Origin of the sequence: Bradyrhizobium vignae (assembly GCF_004114425.1) — a bacterium.
Taxonomy (GTDB): Bacteria; Pseudomonadota; Alphaproteobacteria; order Rhizobiales; family Xanthobacteraceae; genus Bradyrhizobium; species Bradyrhizobium vignae.
Window position 1 is genome coordinate 97,835 of the sequence record NZ_RDQF01000018.1, and the last position, 22,024, is coordinate 119,858.

21 protein-coding genes and 2 pseudogenes are annotated in these 22,024 nt (G+C 62.6%); 9 read left to right on the top strand and 14 right to left on the bottom strand.

Annotated features, from left to right (window positions below; genetic code table 11):
- Positions 1–77 precede the first annotated feature (77 nt).
- Both ilvD and EAV90_RS17695 read right to left on the bottom strand, forming a co-directional pair.
- On the bottom strand, positions 78–1,772 hold the full coding sequence (gene ilvD, locus EAV90_RS17690; RefSeq protein ID WP_129144177.1) for a dihydroxy-acid dehydratase: 1,695 nt from the start codon (positions 1,770–1,772) through the stop codon (positions 78–80).
- 74 nt (positions 1,773–1,846) lie between these two features.
- The gene (locus EAV90_RS17695; protein ID WP_122402246.1) at positions 1,847–2,830 is read right to left on the bottom strand and encodes an ABC transporter substrate-binding protein; all 984 of its coding nucleotides are present in this window, start codon (positions 2,828–2,830) and stop codon (positions 1,847–1,849) included.
- Positions 2,831–2,994: 164 nt separating this feature from the next.
- Between EAV90_RS17695 and EAV90_RS17700 the strand changes: the two genes are divergently transcribed.
- Positions 2,995–3,921, top strand: a complete 927-nt coding sequence (locus EAV90_RS17700; protein ID WP_164936987.1) for an NAD(P)-dependent oxidoreductase — start codon at positions 2,995–2,997, stop codon at positions 3,919–3,921.
- 6 nt (positions 3,922–3,927) lie between these two features.
- On the opposite strand, the gene EAV90_RS17705 is transcribed toward EAV90_RS17700, so the two are convergent.
- From EAV90_RS17705 to EAV90_RS39550, 5 genes and pseudogenes are all read right to left on the bottom strand, one after another.
- On the bottom strand, positions 3,928–4,491 hold the full coding sequence (locus EAV90_RS17705) for a flavin reductase family protein (RefSeq protein WP_129144179.1): 564 nt from the start codon (positions 4,489–4,491) through the stop codon (positions 3,928–3,930).
- Positions 4,492–4,500: 9 nt separating this feature from the next.
- A complete protein-coding gene (locus tag EAV90_RS17710) occupies positions 4,501–5,706 on the bottom strand; it encodes an acyl-CoA dehydrogenase family protein (protein WP_245509551.1) in 1,206 nt (401 codons plus the stop codon).
- A 149-nt stretch (positions 5,707–5,855) separates the two neighbouring features.
- Positions 5,856–7,124, bottom strand: a complete 1,269-nt coding sequence (locus EAV90_RS17715) for a CaiB/BaiF CoA transferase family protein (protein WP_129144181.1) — start codon at positions 7,122–7,124, stop codon at positions 5,856–5,858.
- Positions 7,125–7,357: 233 nt separating this feature from the next.
- A pseudogene (locus tag EAV90_RS40645) lies at positions 7,358–7,516 on the bottom strand (GNAT family N-acetyltransferase); the annotation flags it as partial.
- Between the two features lie 225 nt (positions 7,517–7,741).
- Complete coding sequence (locus tag EAV90_RS39550; protein ID WP_160118810.1) at positions 7,742–7,909, bottom strand: hypothetical protein; 168 nt, start codon at positions 7,907–7,909, stop codon at positions 7,742–7,744.
- Positions 7,910–8,233: 324 nt separating this feature from the next.
- Here EAV90_RS39550 and EAV90_RS17725 point away from each other — a divergent pair, with 324 nt between their 5' ends.
- Both EAV90_RS17725 and EAV90_RS17730 read left to right on the top strand, forming a co-directional pair.
- Positions 8,234–8,434, top strand: a complete 201-nt coding sequence (locus EAV90_RS17725; RefSeq protein ID WP_129144182.1) for a hypothetical protein — start codon at positions 8,234–8,236, stop codon at positions 8,432–8,434.
- The gene (locus EAV90_RS17730; protein ID WP_122402241.1) at positions 8,431–8,652 is read left to right on the top strand and encodes a hypothetical protein; all 222 of its coding nucleotides are present in this window, start codon (positions 8,431–8,433) and stop codon (positions 8,650–8,652) included. The genes EAV90_RS17725 and EAV90_RS17730 overlap by 4 nt, the downstream gene beginning before the upstream one ends.
- Before the next feature lie 27 nt (positions 8,653–8,679).
- On the opposite strand, the gene EAV90_RS41265 is transcribed toward EAV90_RS17730, so the two are convergent.
- Entirely contained in the window at positions 8,680–8,814 is a 135-nt protein-coding gene (locus EAV90_RS41265) for a hypothetical protein (RefSeq protein ID WP_283810490.1), read from the bottom strand.
- A gap of 554 nt (positions 8,815–9,368) precedes the next feature.
- Between EAV90_RS41265 and EAV90_RS17740 the strand changes: the two genes are divergently transcribed.
- Positions 9,369–9,554, top strand: a complete 186-nt coding sequence (locus tag EAV90_RS17740) for a hypothetical protein (protein WP_122406545.1) — start codon at positions 9,369–9,371, stop codon at positions 9,552–9,554.
- Between the two features lie 233 nt (positions 9,555–9,787).
- Entirely contained in the window at positions 9,788–11,074 is a 1,287-nt protein-coding gene (locus EAV90_RS17745; RefSeq protein ID WP_129144183.1) for an NRAMP family divalent metal transporter, read from the top strand.
- 63 nt (positions 11,075–11,137) lie between these two features.
- On the opposite strand, the gene EAV90_RS17750 is transcribed toward EAV90_RS17745, so the two are convergent.
- On the bottom strand, positions 11,138–11,422 hold the full coding sequence (locus EAV90_RS17750) for a hypothetical protein (RefSeq protein WP_129144184.1): 285 nt from the start codon (positions 11,420–11,422) through the stop codon (positions 11,138–11,140).
- A 179-nt stretch (positions 11,423–11,601) separates the two neighbouring features.
- The gene (rocF, locus tag EAV90_RS17755) at positions 11,602–12,579 is read right to left on the bottom strand and encodes an arginase (RefSeq protein ID WP_129144185.1); all 978 of its coding nucleotides are present in this window, start codon (positions 12,577–12,579) and stop codon (positions 11,602–11,604) included.
- A gap of 257 nt (positions 12,580–12,836) precedes the next feature.
- Between rocF and EAV90_RS17760 the strand changes: the two genes are divergently transcribed.
- Positions 12,837–13,097, top strand: coding sequence for a hypothetical protein (locus EAV90_RS17760; RefSeq protein WP_174221567.1), 261 nt, complete (start codon positions 12,837–12,839; stop codon positions 13,095–13,097).
- A 16-nt stretch (positions 13,098–13,113) separates the two neighbouring features.
- Here EAV90_RS17760 and EAV90_RS17765 read toward each other — a convergent pair.
- Both EAV90_RS17765 and EAV90_RS17770 read right to left on the bottom strand, forming a co-directional pair.
- Positions 13,114–15,854, bottom strand: a pseudogene (locus tag EAV90_RS17765) (EAL domain-containing protein).
- Positions 15,855–15,910: 56 nt separating this feature from the next.
- Positions 15,911–17,116: a FecR domain-containing protein gene (locus EAV90_RS17770; RefSeq protein ID WP_129144186.1), complete on the bottom strand. Its 1,206-nt coding sequence runs from the start codon at positions 17,114–17,116 to the stop codon at positions 15,911–15,913.
- 131 nt (positions 17,117–17,247) lie between these two features.
- Here EAV90_RS17770 and EAV90_RS17775 point away from each other — a divergent pair, with 131 nt between their 5' ends.
- Entirely contained in the window at positions 17,248–19,044 is a 1,797-nt protein-coding gene (locus tag EAV90_RS17775) for a ShlB/FhaC/HecB family hemolysin secretion/activation protein (protein WP_129144187.1), read from the top strand.
- A 148-nt stretch (positions 19,045–19,192) separates the two neighbouring features.
- Positions 19,193–20,023, top strand: a complete 831-nt coding sequence (locus tag EAV90_RS17780; RefSeq protein ID WP_129144188.1) for an alpha/beta fold hydrolase — start codon at positions 19,193–19,195, stop codon at positions 20,021–20,023.
- 381 nt (positions 20,024–20,404) lie between these two features.
- Here the strand turns inward: EAV90_RS17780 and EAV90_RS17785 are convergent, their stop codons facing one another.
- Together EAV90_RS17785 and EAV90_RS17790 are read right to left on the bottom strand one after the other, a co-directional pair.
- Positions 20,405–20,749 carry a phasin gene (locus EAV90_RS17785; RefSeq protein ID WP_122402235.1) on the bottom strand — a complete coding sequence of 115 codons (345 nt, stop codon included), beginning with the start codon at positions 20,747–20,749 and terminating at the stop codon, positions 20,405–20,407.
- A gap of 141 nt (positions 20,750–20,890) precedes the next feature.
- Positions 20,891–21,076, bottom strand: coding sequence for a hypothetical protein (locus tag EAV90_RS17790; RefSeq protein WP_122402234.1), 186 nt, complete (start codon positions 21,074–21,076; stop codon positions 20,891–20,893).
- 566 nt (positions 21,077–21,642) lie between these two features.
- Between EAV90_RS17790 and EAV90_RS17795 the strand changes: the two genes are divergently transcribed.
- Positions 21,643–21,999 carry a hypothetical protein gene (locus EAV90_RS17795; RefSeq protein WP_100232835.1) on the top strand — a complete coding sequence of 119 codons (357 nt, stop codon included), beginning with the start codon at positions 21,643–21,645 and terminating at the stop codon, positions 21,997–21,999.
- Positions 22,000–22,024: the final 25 nt, after the last annotated feature.

Consider the following 22,024-nt stretch of genomic DNA (forward strand, 5'->3'; position numbering starts at 1 on the left):
GCGCACGAACATTCAGCGGCACGACCTTAGCAAGAAGCCTGCCAGACGGGTCGTCGTTTTCGCACCCGTCCAGTGCGTCATTCGAACCACGGCCATTCTGCCGGGCCTTCATGCGTCACGGCTCCGCCCGGCGCCTGTCCAACCAGTCGCGCATACTTTGCAAGCGCACCCGCACGGTGACGCGGCGGACGCGGCTTCCAATCGCGGCGCCGCGCGGTGAGTTCCTGCTCATCGAGCAGGAGATCCATCCGCCGGTTTGCGGCATCAATCCGGATCCTGTCACCGTCGCGAACAAGCGCCAGCGGACCGCCAACAAATGCCTCGGGGGCCACGTAGCCGATGCACATGCCGCGGGTCGCGCCGGAGAACCGGCCATCGGTGATCAGCGCCACCTTTTCGCCCATACCCTGCCCGTAGATCAGTGCGGTGACGCCGAGCATTTCGCGCATGCCGGGTCCGCCGACCGGGCCTTCGTTGCGGATCACGAGGACCTCGCCGGCCTTGTAGCTGCGCTCACGCACCGCTACGACACAAGCTTCTTCATCCTCGAAAACATGCGCCACGCCTTCGAAGAACTGGCTCTTCAGGCCCGCGACCTTGATCACCGCGCCATCGGGGCAGAGATTTCCCTTCAGCACCACCACACCGCCGTCAGGCATAATCGGCGCACGAACAGACTGGACAACCTCTCCGTCCGGTGCGTTAGCCGCGCCATATTCTTCAGCAAGCGTGCGACCGGTAACGGACAGGCAGCTGCCATCGATATGGCCGCTCTGGATCAGCTCGCGGATCACAACCGCCGCGCCACCGATGTCATAGACATCCTTTGCCGTGTACTTGCCCCCGGGGCGCAGATTCCCGATTAGCGGCGTCCTGGCAAAGACTTCACCCACGTCATCGATTGTGAATGCGATGCCCGCCTCGTTCGCAATCGCCGGAAGGTGCAGCGCGGCGTTGGTCGAGCCGCCCGTCGCGGCAACGATCGCCGCTCCGTTTTCCAGGGATTTCCGCGTCACGATATCGCGCGGCAACGGTCCGCCACGCGCGAGCATCTCCATGATCAGCCGCCCGGCGTGCTGCGAGATCTGCGCACGCTCCGCATAGACACCAGGCACCATGGAGACGTTGGGAATAGTCAACCCCATCGCCTCGGAGACCATGCCCATGGTGTTCGCGGTGAATTGGCCGGCGCACGCGCCGATGGTCGGCAAGCAAGCACGCTCGATCCGCTCAAGCGTAGCGCCGTCGATGTCGCCAGTCATGAAGCTGCCGACAGCCTCATAGGAGTCGAGCACCGTCAGCGTACGCCCATCCACGCGGCCCGGCAGCGAGCTGCCGCCATAGATGAAGATAGACGGCACGTTGCAGCGAACCATGCCCATCATCACGCCGGGAAGGGTCTTGTCGCATCCGCCGTATCCGATCAGCGCATCGTAGGCCAGCCCCTGGACGACGGCTTCGATCGAATCGGCGATCAGCTCCCGAGAGAACAGGGAGAACTTCATTCCCTCGTGGTTCATGCTGATGCCGTCGGAAACCGAGACGGTCGAGAACTCGCGCGGCGTGCCGCCGGCTTCCTCGATTCCAGTTTTGGCCGCAGCCACCTGGAAGTCGTGGGTCATGTTGCAGGGCGTCTGCTCGCCCTTCATGCTGACAATGCCCACCATCGGCTTGGCAATCGCGGCGTCGTCGAGCCCCATGGCGCGCATGAATGCACGATGCGGGGCTCGGTCGAGCCCGTCTGTTGTAACCCGTGATCGCAACTTCTTCATATTTGCATCTTCTTCATGCAGCGTCCCGGATGATCCGGCACGCCACGATCTTACGCGCGATAATTCGCCCGCCTCTATTGCAGCGGAGCGACGATCGTCTGATGCTTGAACTGTGCGACATCTAGCTTCGGCAGCATTCCTGTCTCTGCATAGATATCCAGCATCTTCTGGATCGCGGGGAAGTTTGGTGCTGCGCCCGGATCGCGACCGAAATCGTTGTCCTTGAGCAGATAGGTCTCGAGCACCGGAACGGGCGCCTTGAGCACTTCGGACACCACCTTCAAGGTTTCCTCGCGGTTGGCCAGCGCCTTCTTCATGCCTGACGTGATGTCACGGACATAGGCTTTGACCAGCTCCGGATTCTTGTCGACGAAGTCAGCACGGCAGGCTTCCAGGATGTGTACGATGTTCGGCATGGCCTGGGACAACGAAAACAGCTTCCTGGTGCCGCCCTTCGCCTCCGCGCGCGCGGCAAACGGCTGGTTCATGTTGACCGCATCTACGCGGCCTTGACGCAGCGCGTCCTCGGAGACGGCAAAGCCGACCTCGACCAGCTTGATGTCCTTGGCCGGATCGACGCCATTCTGTTTCAAGAGCAGATTGAACGGCCCTTGCGTGCCGCCACCGATCACGGAAATGCCCACCGTCTTGCCCTTGAGATCCGCGATTGTCTTGATGGGCGAGTCATCCTTGACGGCCCAGTAGACCGAGAAACCGCCGGGCTTCTCGAAAACGTGCTGCGCCACGATATAGGCCTTGAGATTGCCGCCGACCACGCCGTTGGCGAGCGACAGCGGCGCCTGGGTCGCACAGTCCAACGCACCGGCCGCCAATGCCTGCGTCATCGGCGCGGTGCCCTGGAATTGGGTCCATTCGATATTGTAGGTCTTACCGATGCTGGGAAATTCGGCCGGCCTGCGCATCATCCAATATTTGGATTCCTCGGCCGGAATCGTCCAGCCGACGCGGATCGTCTGCTGCGCCCATGACTGGCTTGCCCCCGCGCTCGCGGCCGCTGCCGCCCCCAAAGCCAGGATCCACCTCGAAACGGTTCGCATCGTGCCACTCCGCTACTCTGGCGCCGTCCGGCGCCCGCCAACCCGACCGCCTCAAATGTTTCATGGTTCAAACAATGAGGCAAGCCATGCGAGCAAGCGCTTTTGCCGTTCGATGTGCAATGTATGGTAAAGCTGCGTCGCATTGCGACAGAAGGAGGCAACCTATGGCTGATGAGAACAAGGCAAACCCGCAAGGCACCGAGAAGCTCGGCTATCTCGGCCTTGGACTCATGGGAACGCCGATGGCCCGACGCCTGCTCGAGGCCGGCTATCAAGTCGCTGTCTGGAACCGCTCGGAGGGCAAGGTGGCGCCGCTCGCCAAGGCCGGTGCCCAGCGCGCGGTCACGCCTCGTCATCTCTTGGTGAACTCGGATATCGTCTTCATGTGCGTGACGGATGCGGCCGCGGTCGAGGAGGTGATCTTCGGACCCGAAGGTCTGGCATCGGCGCCTGGTTCTGGCAAGCTTGTCGTCGACTTCTCGTCGATTCATCCAGACGCGGCGCGCGATCTTGCAACGCGACTAAAAGACGCCAACGGTGCGGGCTGGATCGACGCGCCGGTATCCGGGGGCACGAAGGGCGCCGACGAAGGCACGCTCGCCATCATGGCGGGCGGAGAAGCTGACGACGTCGAGAGGGTGCGGCCCTATGTTCTGGCCATGGCACGCAGGTTCACTCACATGGGGCCGGTCGGCGCCGGCCAGACCACAAAGCTTTGCAACCAGGTGATCGTCGGATGCGCGATGGCCGTGCTCGCGGAAGCAACGCGCTTGGCCGCGAACGCCGGAATCGATGCCAATCGATTGCCCGAAGCGCTCGCCGGCGGCTTTGCAGATTCAATCCCGCTCCAGCTGTTCGTGCCACGGATGGTGCAGGGCATTCACACCCCGCCGCTCGGCCACATCGCCACGATGCTCAAAGACCTCGATACGGTTGCCGATGTCGCACAGGCGACGTCGACGCCGGTGCCGATGGCTTCGCTTGCCGGACAGCTCTTCAGGCTAGCGAAGGCCGCGCGAGGTGCGGACGCGGACGCGTTGGAGATCTACAAGCTTTCAGCGGCAGAGCCCACGCTGTCTAGGGCGACCTGAAGAGCGTTAAGGCGCCTTCTTGCGCTCATCGTCGGCCATGAAGCGACCGAACGCCCCTCTCGCGAAGAGCAGCGGCTCCGTCGCATTGTAGGTATAGGCTTCGACCGCGCCGAGAAAGATCACGTGGTCGCCGCCATAGTAGCGATTCACGGAGCGGCATTGAAAGGTTGCGACGCTCTCGGCGAGCACCGGCGCGTTGCCGAGGCCAGGTGTCCAGCCGACGCCGGTGAACTTGTCATCCGACGATTTAGCGAATTTGTTCGCAAGTTCTTGTTGCGAAGCGCCAAGAACGTTGACGCTGAAATGGCTGGCGTTCTGGAAGATGATCAGGCTCGAGGAATAGACGACGAGGCTCCACAGAACTAGCGGAGGATTCAGCGAGACCGAGGCGAACGAATTGCACGTCAGTCCGTAGGGCTTGCCGTCGGGCGCTGCCGCCGTGATGATGGTCACGCCCGTTGCGTAGGTTCCGAGCGCGTTGCGAAAGTCGCGAGGATCGATCTGGGAGCTGTCGCTAGCGAACTCGTTAGCGGGATCGGGAGCACGGGGCTGCTTCGGCAGATCATTCATCGGCCGACCTCACAGCGTGAGATTCTCGGACGGCAGGCCCAGCGCCACCCGTCCATAATTGGTCCCCGCCGCATCGAAATTGAACGCGAGATGCGAGTTGATCGCGTGTGCATCACGGAACTGCCGCTGCAACACGCCGGTCGTGAACAGACCCCGCGCGCCGCTCGCGGCAAACAGCATCGAGACCGCGTCCGTGCACAAGTTCACTGAAAAAGATCCGTCGCGCCGATATCTGGTCTTGGTCGCCATGTCAGGGATATGGCCGCACCGTGCGTCCTCCATGGCCTGGAGACACGCCGACCGCATGATCAGGCGTGCGGCATCGATCTTGGCCGAGGCTTCCGCGATCTTGATCTGGGTGCTCTGAAAATCGCTCAGCTTGGCCCGGTTGTAGGTCGAAATGCGATGGCGTGCGATCTCCGTGTAATCGTCGAGACACGCCTGCGCATTGCCGAGCGCAACGCCGGAGAGGACGTAAGGAAATAGCGAGAACACGGGGAGCGCATACAGCGGATTCGGGTTGACCTTGCTTCCGGGTGTCGGGCCTCCGGCAAGGTCCCCGACGGCGACCGACATATGGTCAGCCACGAAGGCGTCCCTGACCTCCACGTCGCAAGATCCCGTCCCGCGCAGTCCGGCCACGTTCCAAGTGTCCAGCACCTTGTAATCGCCTTTCGGCACCAGAAAAATTCGATACTCGATGCCGTCCGCCTCGTCGTCGGAGTAGACCACGCTTGCAAGCATATTCCATTCGCAGGAGGCAACGCCCGAGGAGAATGGCCAGCTACCGTGCAGCCGGTATCCGCCCTCGACCCGCGTGGCGCGTCCGGCGGGAAAAATGAATGAGGATGCGATCAGAGCGTCCGGATCGCGGCCCCAGACCAGATCCTGCGCCTTCTGCTCGAACATGCCGAGCATCCAGTGATGGCTCGCCAGATTGGCGAGATTCCAGGCTACCGACGCATCCGCCTGCCCGAGCAGCTCGGCGCAATCGACGAGAGCAACATAGTCGAGCTCGGCCCCGCCAATCCGGGCTGGTTGGAGCATTCGGAACAGGCCAGCGTCATGAAGATCGATCTCGGTTTCCGAGGGGAGCTGCCGCAGCTCCTCCGTCCGCGCCGCCCGCTCGCGTAATCGCGGCATGAGACCGCGGGCCTTCGCGATCATTGCCGCATAGGCGCCTTCGCCGGCTTCCGGCGCGGCGGACCGTCCCATGCTCGGCTTTCGATCCGGCGCCATTCGTGTCCCTCAATTTCACGTATTTATGCGGCCGCCCCTTCGCCAAATCAAGCCAATGCAGCCGGCATTGCAAAGCATCGATCCGCGCGCTGCACGTGCCTGGTGCCATGGGACCGTCCTTGGGCTCACGTCGGCGTCGAGGGCCTGCCGGAACCAAACACACCTTTCTGGGTAAACTCCGTGATCCGACGTTCGTCGTAACCGAGGATGTTGCGCAAGACGTCCTCGGTATGCTCGCCCAACAGGGGCGCCGCAACGGGATCGATCGCGGCGGTTAGGCTCATGGTAATGGGCGGCTCGATGTTGGGCACCCATTCCGCTGTAGGGTGCGGAATCCGGTTCAGGCGATGGCGCTCGCGAGCCTCGGGCGCATTGAAACCCTCCTCGACCGTCCGGAGATAGCCGACCGGGATATTCGCCAGCTTCATCTTCGCCATCCAGTTCTCCAGAGTATCGCTGGCAAAGACCTCTGCAATGGCTGCCCGCAAGAGCTCCTTGTTCTCCGAACGAGCTTTGCGCGTGGCAAACCGCGGATCGGAGATGAGATCGGGCCGATTCAGGACCTCGACCACGAGCCGGCGGTAGAGCCGGTCGTTGGCGCATGCCATGTAGAGCGGCCCGTCAGAGGCCTCGTAGACGCCGACGGTGGGAGAGCCGCTCGGCGAATTGCCGAACCGGCCGGGATTTTCGCCATTGATGAGATAGGCCATGCCATAGAAGCCGGTCATCGCCATCGCGATATCGAACAGGGCGACTTCGACATGTTGGCCGCGGCCGAGCCGGTCGCGCGCCAGCAACGCCAACAGGATTGCATTGCAGGCAGACATGCCTGTCGCCATGTCCACGATGGGCGGACCGGTACGAACCGCTGGGCCGTCGGCAAATCCGTTGAGCGACATGAAGCCGCTTTCCGCCTGCGTGATGGGATCGAAGCCCGGACGCGAGGCAAACGGTCCGGTACGTCCGTAGGCGGAGATCGAGCAATAGACCAGCCGAGGATTGAGTGGCGCGACCGACTCATAGTCGAGCCCGAACTTCTTCATGACCCCACTCGAAAAATTCTCCACCACCACATCTGCTTTGCGGATGAGATGCAGCGCGATCTCTCGAGCCTCCGGCACGGCAAGGTCGAGCGCAATGCCGCGCTTGTTGCGGTTCAGGCTGAGATAGGCGGCGCTTTCGCCGCCAATCTCGGCGTGCTCATAAGCACGCGTGTCGTCGCCGCCGTCGGGATTCTCGATCTTTATGACGTGCGCACCATAATCGGCGAGCGTCTGGGTGCAGGCCGGCCCGGCGACCACGCGCGTGAAATCGACGACCAGCAGACCATCGAGCGCACTCGGCCCTCCCGTCCCTCGCGACGAACGTACCGGCAGATGAGGCTTGGTGGGCATCGACAGCGCTCTCCCTTGCATCGGCTCATGGCCGCCGAATTTCCTGCAAGAGCAAACTTAAAGCCTGACGCTGCCAACTTCGCAAGTGTTTCACCCGCATTGCCTATAAACGCAAAAGAAGCCCGGCAGCCGTCGGGCTGCCGGGCTTCTCGCCATCCTGCGCATACAGGCTACGCCACAACTCTGATGAACCATACACACCGCGTTCCGCGTCGCGGGAAACGCTCCAGCGCTCACCGTAGCCACTTTCTCCAGTAAAGTGTATGCGACCAGGCCCAAAGTACCTCGGGCTCAAAGAGCCGATAACCTGACTGGATGAAGTTATTGGCAGACACGGGATTGTCTGTCGTATCCGAAACGACACTGTCCCATTCCCCTCTCGTCGAGCGGGCGCAAGATGGCTCTGGACTCATGCCAATGCAGCTGTCGAGGCGAAGACGCGCGGGCTGAGCCTCGCCACCGGAGGCGCCCCGGCGATCGAGCCGGCACTGTCGCCGTATCGCGAGCGCGGCTTCAGCAATAGCGAGGCGTTCGCCGATGGGCCGAGCGCCTTCAAACAGTTTGCTGGACGTTGTGCTTCAATCCGCCCCAATGCAAGAAATCTGCACCGCATCCTGTCACGCGAAGTCGTCGTCCGCTTCTTGCTTCGAAGGCGCGTCCTGCGTCTTGCGTCCAAGAAACGTATCGGGTGGCGGTTGCTTCAACAACTCGCGGCATTCGCGCACGATCTGCCGCATGTATTCGGCCTGCTCATGTTCGACAGGCAATGGCCGATAGACCCGCATCTGGTGCTCCCTTCGCTTTTGCAGGCGGGAGCGCGCTCGGTCTCTCAGCCACCGACGCCCACGGACGAAAGCCTTGGCCGGTGATGTCCTACAAACTAGCTGGAGTCGCTTCGGTTCAAAAATGAACTTTGGTGTCACGCGCGCAAGATGAGTAAGTGGCGCAAACGACTGAACTTGCACCTGAAAATTTAATACGCGCAACATATCAAATGATGTGACTCCGCTTTGCCAGGAGCATAAGGTTAAGCCATCAAGGCTTGAGGCATCGATCGGCGATGAGAACGCCAGTTGCGCTCCCGCCCTACTCCAACGAGGAGCCGCGCCATGCTGAAGCGGCGTCGTTTCAAACAGACCACGACACTGAACGAAAGACTCGCGGACGAGGCCGCTCGCTGCCGCGCGGAAGCGCGCACACTGGCACCGGGCCGCCGCCGTGAGATGCTGCTGCGTCAGGCGCGGCAGGACGAGACGGCCATGCAGATCGAGGCCTGGCTCCGCTCGCCCGGCCTGAGGGCGCCGACATGACGCAGCAATATCGCGCTTATCTCGTCGGCGAGAACGGCGTCTTCCGCTCCGCCGAAGCCTTTGAAGCCTCGTCCGATTCCTCTGCCTTGGCCTTTGCGAAGCAGTTCACGCGGCTGGGCAAGGTCGAGGTCTGGCAACTCGGCCGGAAGATCGCCGTGCTGGAGTCCGAGCAGTCTCGGCTACTCGAGCCAACCCGCCCGACACTGACGCGTCAATGATCGCGTGCGTGCGATCGCAACACCCCCTCACTCCTCCGCAAGCTTGCGCTCGATCTCGGCGAACGAGCGCTGCACGCCGACTGCGACATCGTGCTGGTCGAGTGCGTCGCGCTGGAGCACGCGCAGGCCGTGCCCACGGGCGCTGGCCGGCGCCGTGTTCAAAAACTGGTTCGATGACGCCCTTGGCGGAGCGGGATGGCCTTGGGATCGCCCCTGGCGATCAGGAGCCGCAACAGGCTCTGACATTCGGCCAAACCGGGCATGGCCTCTCTCACCTTTGCTGCGATCTCGGCTTCGGCCGCTTGACCGGCTGGGTATGGATACCGAACAGCGCCAGCAACAGCGCGACTTCTTCCTTCGAACCGATCTGGATCATGATTGTCTCTCCTGTTCGCTCCGTTGGTCGGGGCTTGGCCCGGTGGAGTTCAGGACGATCCGGTTTCAGCAATGTTTCAGGCGTGTTTCGTCGGGGCGATCTGCGGCGACAGGCCCCACAAAGCCACACGACAAAAGCCCCGCGATGCGGGGCCTTTCATCCCGAGCGCCAGCCATCGTCGCGACGCCGGCGCTCGCCTATGGTCTCATTTTGCCAGTGTTTTGTCCGGTCGGGGCAAACTTTATCTCAAATGCAGCAAAGCGGATTCGGCGAAACGAAATCTCTCCGCGTCATGCTGGGACATGTCGTCTGGAACGGCGGCAAGCCGGAGAGATCTACAATGTACTACGTCGCTGCTGCATTGCTGGTGCTGTCGGGACTATTCTATTCCGCGAGCCATCATGAGCTCGGCCAATTCGGAGCAGACGCGTGCAGTTATGGCGGCACCTTCTGCGACAATCCGGTGGTCCTTTTCACCGGCGCGGCGCTGGCCGCCGCCTGGGGCATGCTCGTCAGCGTCAAGTAGGACGCTGGGCGCAGCACCACTTCCATGCGGCATCCGCCACCGCCACCGGGCGCGAAGCCTGGCGAACGGGCGTGACGTCCTGAATTGCTCGATGATGGCAATCTACCCCTGTTTTGCCCGACGGAGCAAGCAGACTTAGCATTATCAGAAATGCGCGGCTCGCGTGGCCGGGAACTTTCATTCCCTCGTCGGCATTTGCTATGAAGATACAACCCTGACTGAGGCCCCCTTCCATGAGCGACAGCGACGCGGCCCCCACAAAATCCGCGCCGACGCTGCTGCAACGATTGGGGCCCGGCCTCGTCACCGGAGCTGCCGACGACGATCCGTCGGGCATCGCCACCTATTCGCAGGCCGGCGCGCAATTCGGCTACGGTCTGCTGTGGACCGTATTTCTGACCACGCCATTCATGATCGCGATCCAGCTCGTCAGCGCGCAGATCGGACGCGTCACCGGCAAGGGGCTGGCCGCCAACGTCGTGAAGGTCGCGCCGCGCTGGGCGGTTCTGGCGCTGGTCGCCATGCTCGTTGCCGCGAACACGTTCAACATCGCCGCCGACATCGCCGCGATGGCCGAGGCCCTCTCACTCGTCATCGGCGGCCTGAACCACGAGCACGCGTTGATCTTCGCGGCCGGCTCGACCCTGCTCCAGGTGTTCCTGCCGTACCGACGCTATTCGCCCGTATTGAAATTCCTCACCTTGGCGCTGTTCGCCTATGTCGCGACCGCCTTCACCGTCAGGATTCCCTGGAGCACGGCGCTGCTCGCCGCGGTGTGGCCGAAGGCCAATGTCAGCGGCGATTATTTTCTGATGGTGGTCGCCGTGCTCGGCACCACCATCAGCCCCTATCTGTTTTTCTGGCAGGCCTCGCAGGAGGTCGAGGAGATGAACCAGGGCAGGCGTGACAAGCCGCTTCGCCAACTCAAGCACGGCGGCCGCCCGGAGCTCGCGCGCATCAGGGCCGACACCATCTCCGGCATGCTGCTCTCCAACAGCATCGCGTTCTTCATCATTCTCACCACGGCGTCGGTCCTGCACGCCAACGGCGTCACCAACATCAGTTCGGCCACGGAAGCGGCTGAAGCGTTGCGGCCGCTCGCCGGGGATTTCACCTTTGCCCTGTTTGCGACCGGCATCATCGGCACCGGCTTGCTCGCCATCCCCGTCCTGGCGGGCTCGGCCGCTTACGGAGTCGCAGAGATCTTCGGCTGGCGTGCCACGCTGGAGGCGAAGCCGGACGAAGCGGCCGGCTTCTACACCATCATCGCCGCGGCAACCCTCATCGGCTTCGGCCTCGGCTTCACCGGAATCGACTCGATCCATATGCTGGTGTGGAGCGCGGTGCTCAACGGCATTGTCGCCGTCCCCATCATGGCGATGATGATGCTGATCGTCTCCAGCCGCGCGATCATGGGCCGCTTCAGGGCCCGCTCATGGCTGATCGCGCTGGGCTGGCTCGCCACCGCGCTGATGGCGCTGGCCGTCCTCGCTTTGCTGGGTTCATCGTTGACTGGATGACGCGACTGCGCACGATTGCCGCGCGCATTCGCCGAAGACGAGCGGTCGCAGCAGCCGAGAGCGCTACGGCGTCACGGGATTGACGGTGGGGGACGTCTTGGGTCCCGGCCGCACTGGCTCGATCGGCGACTTCGGTTTGGTCGGTAGCACCGTGGCGCCAGCGGCCCGTGCCGCGTCTCCCGTGGTCGCATACATTGCAACATGGGCCGGCTGCGTCTTGGCGCGGCTCCAGGGTCCGTGGTCGACGATCAGCATTGCAGCAATCGTCACACCCGCGACGATCAGCGCGATCACGCCGGGATGGCGGAGAGCGGCGGAGATGGAGCTTGCGAAACGGCCAATTGTCATCGAAGGATCCGCTATCTTCCCTATCGCAGGTCAATGCGATGGCGCCCCATCAGGTTCCCGTTTCCATCAAGCAAGTTCCGAGCCAACAGCGCCTTTCCTGTTGATTTGCCGAAACCAAATTCCGCGCCGTGAACACGTTTCCGACTGCTGCGCTTTCAGCACACACGCCGTCCGCCGCTTTACTCGCCCGGCGCGATTGCGTTGCTGGGCGTCGGCCGGTCGGTGATCTGCTGACCGAATAGGCTGCCGATCAGCTCAACTGCAGTACGCGCGGTCCGACCACGTTCGTCCAGGAAGGGATTTAGCTCGACGATGTCGACCGATCCTACGACGCCGGAATCGTGCAACAGCTCCATGATCAGGTGCGCCTCGCGATAGGTGGCCCCACCCGGCACTGTGGTGCCGACGCCCGGCGCCACGCAAGGGTCGAGGAAATCAACGTCGAAGCTGACATGCAGCACGCCATTGCCCGCCTTGACCCGCTCGATGACGCGGCGGATCAGGACGGCGACGCCGAATTCGTCGATCTGGCGCATGTCGACGATCCTGATCCGGCGCAAGCGCATCAACTCCTTCTCGAGCTTGTCGATCGAACGGGCGCCGAACAGGTCCAGCTTGTCCGGATTGATCGAAGCGCGCGGATCGTCACCCAGCAGGCCGTCGAGGCCGGGCTCGCCACACAAGAACGCGGCTGACATGCCGTGCATGTTTGCCGTGATCGTCGTCTCCGGCGTGTTGTAATCGGCGTGGGCATCGAGCCAGAGCACGAAGAGCTCGCGTCCACGTTCCTGCCAATGACGCGCCATCGCATTGACCGATCCCATCGACAGCGTGTGATCGCCGCCGAGGAAGATCGGCAGCGCGCCGGTTGTCGCGATCTCATAACCTTTGCGGCTCAGCACGCGCGTCCAGCGCTGGATCTCGCGGTAGTGATTGGCTTTTTCGGGCGGGCTGTCGGTGAGGTCCGGGACTCCGGCGACGGAAAGATCACCATGATCGCGGACCTCGAAATCCAGGCTTTCGAGCAGTGTCGCAAGGCCGGCGGTGCGCAGTGCGGCAGGACCCATCAAGGTGCCGCGCTGCGAGGCCCCCATGTCGATGGGAGCGCCGAGCAAGGCGATGCGCCGGGCTCGATCCGCCATGGTTCGATCGGTCACGGCTGTCTCCTGACATCAGCAAGGTTGACCTAGCCTAACAGAGATTCGCACCCGTCGTTTCCCGGGGAAGGTCCGCCCGAACAAATCATCCGGAACAAAATCCCGCGCGCTGAATTGCCCATCCAAGGCCGGCACCCGCCGTCAATCACGGCGCCTGTCGCGGATAGCCAAAGGTCATCAGACCCGCTGTTCAAAACGAGCGCTCGCGCGGATAGCCAAAGGTGTCGGCCCGCATGTCAGGCCTGGAGGTCGCGCCCGTGAGCACGGAGATACCGCAACCCACTTCCCAACCCGGTGTGGCCGAGCGTGCCATCGATGCAGCGACGGACGTCTCCCGCACGATCGGCGAGGTCGCGGGAGGCCTGCGCGCAGCTGTCGACCGCCTGACCTCTACGATCGAGGAAGCGCGAAAGCCTGGCGGAACTCTCGCGACAGTCGCGGCGATCACGCGCGAAGCACCGCTGACCAGCCTGTTCGTCGCATTCCTCTTTGGCGTCGCAATAGCGCGCCGGCGGTAGCAGCAAACCACCCTGCTCAGGCCGCGCTGACAGCCTCGAGCTCCGCGGCTAGGAACTGCTTTTCGAATGCCGCGGCAGGCATCGGACGGCCAAAGAAATATCCCTGCCCTTCCCCGCATCCCATGCTGACCAGGAGGTCGGCAGTTGCTTTGTTCTCGATGCCTTCGGCCACGACCGTCAGACCGAGCTGCTTGCTGAGGCCGATCGTCGAGCTGACGATGGCAGCATCGTCGGAATTCGCGAGAAGCCCAAATACGAACGATCGGTCGATCTTGAGCCCGTCGAGCGGAAACTTCTTGAGATAACTCAGGCTCGCATAACCGGTACCGAAATCATCGAACAGGATTCGGACGCCGAGCTCCTGAATCCGCTTGAACATGGCGAGCACACGGCGTTCGTCATGGAGCAGGATGTTTTCGGTGACTTCGATTTCGAGAAGCGATGGCGTCAGCCCCGTCGCGTCGAGCAGGGCCGCGACCGAATGCGCGAGATCGCCGGATTGAAGCTGCGAGGGCGCGAGGTTGAGCGCGACGCGCACGTTGTTGCCGGACAATTCCCAGGCTCGCGCCTGGCGGCAGGCGGTTTCCATCACCCAGTTCGCGATCCGCTCCGACAGGGCCGACGTGTTGACCACCGGCATGAACTCTCCGGGCGAGACGTAGCCGCGCACCGGATGTCGCCAGCGAATGAGCGCTTCGGCTCCGACCAGACTGCCGTCGATCAGACGAACCTGCGGCTGGTAGAATAGTTCGAACTCGCCGCGGTCGGCGGCAAGTGCCAGCTCCCGTTCCAGCGTCAGCCGGTTTTCGAGCTCCTGCCTGATCACGCTTTCGAAGATCACATGGCTGCCGCGCCGGGTCCTCTTCGCGCGGCTCAGCGCCAGATGGCCATTGCTCAGGAGATCATCGGCCTTTTGCCCACCTTCCGGATAGACGGCAACGCCAACGCTGATCCTGACGCGGTGCTGTCGCGCGCCCGTTGCGAGTGGCGCTTCAAACGCGTGCGCGATCCGCTCGGCAAACGCTGCGATCGGCTCGCCGACTTTCGCGCAATCGATCGCTATGGCAAATTCGTCCCCGCCGAGCCGGGCCACGATCGCCTTACCATCGACTTCGCTCTGGAGACGCTCGGCAACCGCGCGCAGCACGAGGTCGCCGGCCGAGTGTCCGAGCATGTTGTTGATCTCTTGGAAGCCGTCGAGCCCGAGCACGAGCAGGGCGATGCCGGAAGACCGCCGCTCTGCCGCACGGATCAGATCGGTGAGGCCAGCTTGCAGCATGCTCCGGTTGGCAAGCCCGGTCAGCGCGTCGTGTTCGGCCAAGTATCGAATACGCTCAACTTCACGTTTGCGGACCGAAATATCGCGCAGGATCGCTCCGTATTGGAAGCCGTCCGTTCCCTGCCAGCCCGAGAAGCTCGCCTCGACCGGGAAGGTCTCCCCATTCTTGCGCCGGGCCTCGAACTCGACGACGACCGCCCCGCCCGGAACGAGAAGCGCCTGGCGCGCCGCGTCGTGCATGGACGGCCTTGTACCGCCGTCCACCGGCAAAGCGGACAGCGTTTCGAACGGGCGGCCAATGATCTCGGCCGGCAGGTAGCCGAAGATCGCGCTCGCGCCGGGATTCCAAACCGTGATCCGGTGATCCTCGTCGGTGCAGACGAGCCCGTCGCCGAGCGACATCGCGATGCGATGAAAGCGGCTCTCTGCAATGCGTCCGAGCAGGCTACGAAAATCGATTTCGTCCAGCGCAGTTGCGGTCAGATAGGCAACAGTGGCGATGTGAAACAGCGATGTGTCGATGACAAGAGCCCACCTCGCCTGCACCAAGGCCGCGACCAGTTCGAGGCCCATCCCGGCCGCGATGAGGATCGCGACGCGAATTCCTGGTGCGAAGCGGCGCCACGAATACATCATCAGCGCGCAGATCACGCCCAGCCCAAGGATCATGCCGATATCGGACGTCCAGCGCAGCATCCGGTTCTGAAAGATGGATTCAGCAGCCAGCGCCTGGAGAATGGGCCCTGAGATGATCTTGCCGTTCGGAACGCTGAACCGGTCTCCGAGCTCGAGCGCTGTCGCACCGACGATGATCTTCTTGTCTTTCAGCTTGCCGAGCGTGGTGGTATCGCCGCGTAGCACGTCGACATAAGAGACAGTGGGAATGGTGGCCGCACGGATACTGAAATCTATCAGGAAGGGCGGCCGCCGATTGGCATCCTGTCCCGCCAGCACGACCGCCATCGAAGGCATGAAGGCGTCGCCGAGCTTCTCGCCGAACGGATAGCGACGAACGAGTCCGTCGGATTCGACTGCGACATTGACGACGGCCGGCCACGACTGTTGCCGAACGACTTGAGGGGGCGGTTGACGTGAGCCGGACCACCATTCGGCGTCGGCTGCTTGAAGGACGGCAGGATGGTCGAGCCGCCGACCTCACGGAGCGCATTGACGAAAGCCTCGTCCGATGCAGGATCCGACGGCGTGCTGAAATCGACATCCAAGGCGACGTCCTGCGCTCCCGCGGCCTCGAGCCTGCGCAGCAGCGCGGCGTGCAACCTGCGCGGCCAGGGCCAGACCCCGATCTGGTCGATCGACGGCGCGTCGATAGCCACGACCACGACATTGCCGCTGGCGTCACGTGACTGCCAGGCGAAGCGCAGGTCGGTGAGCGCGTTGCGAATCGAACCGTGCCATCCCGTAGACAGCACGATCGCAAGCGCGATCACAACCAGAATATGTGGCCGATAGCGTTTCACTGATCCTCTCGCGCCCCGCTCCAGCGGGTGCGCCCCTCATCCCCTAGCAAACCGCCTCAGTGTCGGTCGCGGCCATGGCCATTGCTGCCGTGACCGCCGCCATTCCAATTGCCGTTCCCGTTGTTGTTCCAGCCGTTCCCAGTGGCGCCGTTGTTGCCGCCGTTGCCGTTACCATTGTTGCCATTGCCGGAGTTGGCATTTCCGTTGCCGCCCGAGTTTCCGTTGTTGGCCGCCGCGGCGACTATTGCGGCGCCCGGAATCGACGAGCCGCTACCGCCAGCCGTTGCGGCACCGCTCGTCGTTGCGGCAGTCTCAATCGCGCCGTTGGATGCGCTCGTGCTGGTCCGGTTGTCGCTCCGGACCGTCTCGGCACCTGTGCTGGCATTGGCGTGGCGCACCTGGCCGCGAGCCACAGTGCCGTGGGCAAGTCCGCGCGTCACCTTATGGAAGTTGAGCTTGACCTCACCGAGCGAGCTCGAGATCCGCACGACGCCGGCCTTGGGGACATGACCTCCAGCCGCCTGATGGGATGGCGCGCCGGCCGTCTTGGTCCCCTTGTCGATCGGACCGAGCGCATGGATGGCACCGCCGTTCGCCGCATTGCGCGGCGCCGACAGCCCTGACTTCGGCACGGGAACACGCTCGATCGTCGCGGCGCGCGGCTTGCCGTGCTCGATCGGATTGAACGTCCCGGCACCGCTTAGGCTGATGCCGGATTTGCCGTGCTCAAGGACGGTGGCCGCTTGTCCCGGCATGACCTGTGCAATTTGTCCCGTCTTGAAGTCGGAGACTTCGACCTGGCCGCGGAGCACGCCGACCTTGGTGCTACCCGCTCCCACCGTGACGCTGAATTGCGTTCCCTTGACCACAGCGGCCAGATAGGGCGTCTCGACCTCGAAATGCTTGACGTTGCGCTTCTCGACCTCGAGCAGGATCGAACCTGCCTGCTGCATGATGGTGGTCGAGAGCCCTTCCTTTTTCTCCGCCGGCAAGCCGACCACCGAATTAGGCGAGATCAGAATCGTTTCCTCACCGCGGACAAGCAGGACGCGTCCATTGCGTCCGGTACGAATGGTATCGCCCGGTTTCAGCGTCCCTTCCTGGCTCAACGACACCTGCTGGGTGCCGTTCGTCGCGAGCCAGACCTCGCCCGAGGACTTGCTGACGGACCAGACGCCGTCATCTGCCGCGAACGCGCTGGAGGTCGTTCCCAGGATCAGCACTGCCAGCAAGGCGCGCCGCATTCCAACTTTGCCGAACATGATGATCCTCAGTCCGCGTTACAGTCAGGCCTGAGGGGGTATCCGAGATCACTCAAGATAGGATTATCGGACAGCCGCGAGCAGCGCGACCGGATTAACCAATCGGTGACCATAAAAAACTATGAAAAATCATGCGGCTAACGAACCCTTACCGCCCTCGAGGACAGTCTCCGTCGAACTACGGAGACGGGTTTACTGCGCGTGGCGAGAAACGGCATCTTCTTACCGCGCTGGTGTTGTTGGGCCTCATTTTCACGGAAGTTCCACAGACATTCGCGCAGCAGGCGAACCAGCCGGGATTCGATCCGCGCCAGCCCGAGAAATACTTTGAAAACCAAACCGAGCGGGACTCGCTGAACCGGCCTCCGGTCAAGCTGTCGGGTGTCGACCGGCCCAGTACGGGCGGCGACACCAAGCCGCAGTTCGTGCTGCGCGGGATCAGCGTCATCGGCGCTCGCGCCATCTCCCCCGATCGCATCGCAGCGGTCTATCAGCCTTATCTCGCCAAGAAGGTTTCGCAGGCGGACCTCGCCGCGATCGCCGGCACGATCAGCGACCTCTACCGCGAAGCCGGATTCCACTTGAGCCGGGCCATCGTGCCGCCGCAGGACATTGCCGACGGCCACGTCCGCATCCAGGTCATCGAAGGCGCAATCGTGCAGGCCGAGCTGAAAGGCGACGGCGCCGAGCAGTTCGGCGTAAGGCCGATGCTCGGCCCGGTTCTGGCCGAACAACCGTCGCGGCTGGCAACACTCGAACGCCAGCTCTTCCTGATCAGCGGCAAGCCGGGCGTCCGGATCACCGACACCGCGCTGGAAGAGATCGGTGGTACGACCGGCCGCTTCCGCCTGACCATCTATCTGAAGACCTGGCACGTCTTCTCCTCATTCGGCCTGGACAATCTCGGATCGTCGTCGGTCGGTCCCTGGCAAACCTACGCCACCGGCGCGTTCAACTCCTATCTCGCGCCCGGCGACGCGCTGACGGTCAACCTGTCGACCATTGCCAACGATCCCCGCGAGCTCGGCTTCGTACGCCTGTCCTATGACGCGCCCGTCGGCGTCGACGGTGTCCGCCTCGGTGCTTCCGTCCTGTACAGCGCGGTCCGGCCGGGTGACGCACGCCGCCTCGACAGCGACATCACCACCACCGAAGCTTTCGAGGTGCGAGCAAGCGCCGTGCCCTTCATGTCGCAATCCTCCGGGCTGACGCTTACCGTCGCCGGGACCTTCAGCAACGTGTCCGAGCATGACATCTACGGCCCCTGGTACAACGACCACATCAGGACCGTCAGCCTGACCGCCGACTACCGGCTCCAGGATCGCTTCGGCGGCACCAATCTCGCGACGCTGACCTACCGCCAGGGCCTCGACATCTTTGGCGCATCGCATTTCGACGATGATCTGTTATCGCGCGACGGCGCCTCGTCGAACTTCTCGGTGCTGAACTTCTGGTTCACGCGCTACCAGACGCTCAACGACGCCTGGTCGCTCAAGCTCTCGGCTGCGAGCCAGACGGCATCACGGCCATTATTCACCTCGCAGCAATTTTATCTTGGCGGCGCGGCCTTCGGCCGAGGCTATGGCGCAGCCGAGATCAGCGGTGACAACGGCCTTGCCGGCTCGGCCGAACTGCGCTTCGATCAGAAGCTCAATTTCCGCTATTGGGCGGGCTATCAGCTCTACGTCTTCGGCGACGCAGGCGCAGTCTGGAATGACGGTTATCGCCTGAGCGATGGGCTGTCGCTGACATCGGCCGGAGCCGGCGTGCGGTTCTTCCTGCCATACGATCTCCAGGCCGATCTCGGCGTGGCGGTCCCCTTGAGCTACCGGGCGCCGGACAACGAGCGCCGTAGCCCGCGCTTCCTTTTCACGCTCTCGAGCGCGTTCCGGCTCTGCCCCGATCGCAACAAGGCCGGCTGCCTTTAACTGTTGTCTGGTGCGATGGCACCCGGGCGGCGCTTTCGGGGCGCCGCTCACAGACTTGCCTAAATTTAATCCCGTAACCCGCTCACGATCGCTCGATCCGGGAGTTCCCAATGACCACGTTCAGTCAAAATTGATTGAGAACGAAGCGATGAAGAGGGTGTTTGCAATCCTGGCGTTTCTCTGCGTCCTCGGCGTCGGGGAATATCTTGTCGTGAGCCGGTTCGCGATCCGCCATGAGACCTTGACCCTGTTCGACGCCTCGCGCCAGCGTCCGATCGCGGTCGAGATCGCCGTGCGGCGCGACTACGAGACCAAGGCCAATCTGGGCCTCTGGAAGCTTCCGCTCGCCATCATCAGCAACGGGAACACTGTCAAGGCTACCGAATATTCCTTCCTTGCCAACGTGCTCGCCGCGCGAGGCTATCTGGTTGCCAGCATCCAGCAGGACTTGCCGAGCGATCCGCCATTGATGACCCATGTCGGTCAGCCCTATGTCGGCCGGCGCGAAGTCTACATCCGTTGCGAAGCAAACATCCTCTTCGTGCTGGGCGAACTGAAGAGACGGCAGGAGAACGTCGAATACGAGCACATCACGCTGGTCGGCCATTCCAATGGCGGCGATGTCTCCATGTATGTCGCCCATCAGCACCCCGAGTTGGTGTCGAAGGTGATCACGCTCGACAATCTGCGGGTGCCTTTCGTGCTCAGCGATCATCTGAAGATTCTCTCGTTCCGCTCGAAGGATCCTCATTTCTTGACCGACCCCGGCGTCCTGCCGACGCCGGAACAGGCCAAGGCGCGCGGCATCGACATCGTCCACACCGGCGCACAACATACCGAGATGAGCGACCGCGGTCCTGATGCGGTCAAGGAGAAGATTCAGGCGACGCTCGACCATTTCCTGCGCGACAGTGCCAGCAGCGCGCTGGCCCCCGCCGATACGGGAAGCCCGATGATCATGAATCCGGGCGACTATTAGCCGGGAGCGCTTTGCGGCAGATCAAGGCGGCTAGCGAGCCGGCAAGCTAGAAGTGCGGTGCCGCGTCGGAGAGACACGTGTCGCACTAAACCGAAAGTCTCGATGCGAAAAGCCTTGATACGAAATGTCTCGGCCGGCCCGCGGGTGCAGCGGTTTTGCGAAAAATCATGCTCAAACAATACCCTGACGATTCATCCCGAACGATCACGACCTGCCACAAATGCAAATCCCTGCCGGAGGACCGGCAGGGATCAGCAGAAAGGATGACGGACGGCGAATGAAATCATCCGGTGGCCCGTCATGGACCTGCGCAAGTATCGAAGCGCGGATCTCCATGCCACACAAGATCAATTTGCGGGCACGTTGTACACACGCCGAGAATCAGGACGACTTGCCCTTGCCTGATTGCATGAGACTGCCGGTCATCTGGCGCATGTGATCTCCGGCGCTGGTGAACTGACTGCGCAGGAAATCGGACTGGATTTGCATCGCTTCCTGGAGATCGGTGGCATGCACCAGCTTGCGGGCATGCTCGAAGGCCGACTTCATGTTCTGCTCTGTGAAAGCCAGCGCCTGCTTCGACACCTCAGTCCCCGCGCCGGGAACGGTCGACATCGATTTGGTGGCGGCTTCAAAAAACATGCCGAATGCCTTTTCCGCCTGGTCGATCGTCTTTTCGGCCAAATCGCGCAGTTCGGCCGGAACCTCGAGCTTTGGTTCAATCATGGTCGCACTCCTCCCTTTTCCCAACTGAATACCACACTTGCCGGACCGCCTTCCAGCGGCCAGCCTCGGGGGAACGACGCCGGCGAGCCAGGTTCTGGCAAGAAAAGAGGGGAGACGAATGGACCCGGCACGCGGCCGGATTCAGCACAAGGGGTGCTCGGGAAGAGCTTCTTCGGTGGCGAGATCTTCGACCAGCTTGATCACTTCGAAACGCTGCCGAGGCGCGAGCTTCAGGAATGCGCGGAGCAGACGCAGACTTTCGACAGTGCTGCTTGTAGGCACACCGAGCTTGAGATGCAGCTCAGCCGCGAAATCGAGGTTTTTCATCTCGCACCTATGACAAGCATCGGCCTTCGTGATCCACTCGAGAACCGAACGCCGCAACAGAACCTATCCCGACGAACTCTAGGCCGGGGCGCCCGCCGGATTGGCACGCTGAACGACATCTAAACGGCGGCCCCAACCATCTGGTTGTAACTATGCCAAGCAACAACCTATCCGGCAAGCTCAATCGTGGGTATTGCGATGCTTCGTCTGCATCACGCCACGGTGATTCCGGATATCAGGAATACCGACCGCCGTCACCCACCTGCGTCAAGAAGTGGCAACAATTACGCACACAACCCCTGATCGCGGGCAATCCGGCGCGTACCCGTTATCGTTGAGTCCAATCGCCGCGGTTGCATCGCCAGCATGAAAGTCGATTTTGCAGCCGGTCTCCGGTCTCGGTCCTGGCGCTGCTGCTCGCGGCAGGATCCATCCGTCTGGATTCCGCCGTGAACCGTTGTCCGCGAGCGAGCGACCAAGCCGTTGCGGCACGGCCACGCAGATACGGGCGCCATGGCTGTAGACTCTTTGATTTGGGCGCGCGTCAGCACCAAGAGGACGACGGCATGCTTTCTCGCTGCGATCTCATCAAGGGCGCCGCGGTCGCGCTTCTCACCCTTTCGATACAAGGCGCATGGGCCCAGGAGACCAAGATGAACCTGTTCAAGATCGTCACCATCAAGGACGAAATCGTCGTCGGATTGTCAGCGGAGGAGCTTCAGGCGCTCGGCGGCAATGATGCGAGCGCCGTTGCACACGCGCTGGCACAGAAGGGCGATCTCACCGTCTGGCAATACAACGTGCATCGTGGGCCGAACGGCGAATTACAGCAAGCGCCGACTGCAAAGATCGGGCTTCTGGCCAACGCCTCGCTCCGCGTCGAGCCTTACACCACACCCTACCAGATTGTCCCTCATCCCTAAGCAACGGGCTGCGACGCCGGCGGCC